Annotated in this window: 2 protein-coding genes; both read right to left on the reverse strand. The window is 33.9% G+C overall.

All coding sequences use genetic code 11. From position 1 onward, the window contains the following. Window positions 1-877: 877 nt before the first annotated feature. On the reverse strand, window positions 878-1282 hold the full coding sequence (locus EDX97_RS11520) for a hypothetical protein (protein WP_128521294.1): 405 nt from the start codon (window positions 1280-1282) through the stop codon (window positions 878-880). 2 nt (window positions 1283-1284) lie between these two features. Beyond that, window positions 1285-1848: a hypothetical protein gene (locus EDX97_RS11525; RefSeq protein WP_128521295.1), complete on the reverse strand. Its 564-nt coding sequence runs from the start codon at window positions 1846-1848 to the stop codon at window positions 1285-1287. Window positions 1849-2230 lie beyond the last annotated feature (382 nt).

Raw genomic sequence — 2230 nt, forward strand, 5'->3', positions numbered from 1 at the left:
TATTTCTTAAATAAAACCACCTAAAATCTTAAATACAAAAAAAGAGTGGAATCCACAAATTAGTGAAATCCCACCCAAAATCTTAAATACTCAGAAAAATTCGTGTGCATGCCTATGTCTTGGATTGCCATATTGCCACCATGATCTATATGTTTGATGATAAAAATGGCAATACCTATTATTTGGATCGACCATTTACGGCATGTCCATAAGTCATCAAAAAAATGGGTAAACAATGCATTCATGCCGATATGTATCGAAAAGTTGCTTTATTTCATTAACATTTCCACAATTTGATCCAAAAAAGCCAATTCATTGTAAATGTAAAGATTCCTGTTATTATATAAGTGCAAAGAGAAATAGATGCATACGAAGAAGAGAAATCTTCGTTTACATCCATTTGTTCACACACAGTACAAAAAATAGAATTGCATTTGAAAAGGGAAAATGGTAGGAAGAAAAATTCTGAAAAAAGCTGTTTCAAATGAGAAAATGTATTCAATAAGAAGATACATGAGAAGAGATGTCCAGAGGGAAAGAAATCTTCAAAAGAGGTATCTTTGGAGAGTATGATTGTACAAAAAGAATCATTTAAAAGGTGATAGCGGTAGGAAGGAAAAGATTCTGAAAAAGTCGTTTTAAATGAGAATTGATGGAACTATTAACGAAGAGGATGAATGAGAAGAGAAGAACATAATAATAGAAATCTTCAATAAGGGTCATCTTTGGAAAAGTAGGAAAATCAAGTGTGGGAGTTAGAAAACATCTAGTGAGATGAAAATGGTACGTAAAAACAAATAAAATAGATGTACGGTAAACAAACAACTCAAGAACAAATGGCATATTAAAAGAGCTAACGAAAAAGGTTAGCTCTTTTTTAATGAAATACGAATTTGATCAAAATAAAGACAAGTACACCCACAACCAATGGCACGATGAAAATCATTTGATAATCTCGAACCACTTCTTTTGATAATTCATTCCAACGTGCTTCATTGAACCAATATTCTTTTTGATCTTCACTCTGCATGATGACCCCTTGATCAATTAAATTAGCCATCGTATACGAAATCGTTGAAGTAGATAATGGCAAATCCTTAAATGCATCGATCTTTACTGCACGCTTCTGGCTATAGGCCTTATGCTTACGAAATACATTGATCACCGCTTCACTTGCCGTACGCCCACTATTCCGCTTCTTCATTTTTTCATCATGATCCATGATTTTTTGCATCGTTGGCGTAACTTGAGGTGTTTCTTGTTTTTTGGAATCCTTAGCCATACTTATCTCTTTCCTTTTTTCTTAGACGCTTTCTTTTCAGCTTTCCAAGCTTCTGCATGCTCTTTTACAGCCACAGCCATATTGTTTGGTAAAACAATTCCTTCTTGTCCAATTTGGATCTTCACCGTTGGCACCGTCCCTTTTTGACGCTCATATGAAGTAATCATACGGAAACGATAAAACTTTTCCAAATAGAAGAAACCATCTTCCGCAAACCATAATTTCTTACGCACCGTCATTTCTACGCCTTGTCCAAAGAACATCAAGGCCAAAGCGATATAAGCTACACGATAATAGAAGATCTGGCTCATATCTACTTTCAATACGGAACCAGTGATAAACAAAAATACCAGGCAGACAATTCCAAACGCAAATGTCAACAACATCGAATTTCTGGATCCATCCAATAATTCTGCATGCGGATGTTGACTTTTAAACAACTCAAGCGCTTTACGATTTGCTTGAATTAATTTTATCGTTTTATATGTCGACCAACCAATAAAACCAAATATGATAATTGCGATGACCCACTTCAACATAGAGTCATTAAACATTGAAAAATTCATACCTATTCACTCCCATTGCATCAATTATATAAAAAAGAAGGCCTTTGAATCAACCCATAAAAAAATGAAGATACCCCAAGTAACACTACTCAGGGTATCTTCAAGAAAGTTTTAAGAAAGGGAAAGCCATATCCCTTTACCTATATTATATATAGATATATTTGTGGTGCTTTTGTGTGACTTCGGCCCACATAGACATATTATATGAAGGGATCATACAAATTTCGATATGTTGAAAAAAAGAATTATTCTTATTGACAATATAACTATATAGTGATATTATATAAACGTAGAAAGGAGATAGGTTAATGGATGATAAAATAAAAAGACTTCTCAAAACACTAGCACTGCTTGAAGAAGTCGTCATCCGATTGATATCCCT

Origin of the sequence: Absicoccus porci (genome assembly GCF_003725415.1) — a bacterium.
In the GTDB taxonomy this organism is placed as follows: Bacteria; Bacillota_I; Bacilli_A; order Erysipelotrichales; family Erysipelotrichaceae; genus Absicoccus; species Absicoccus porci.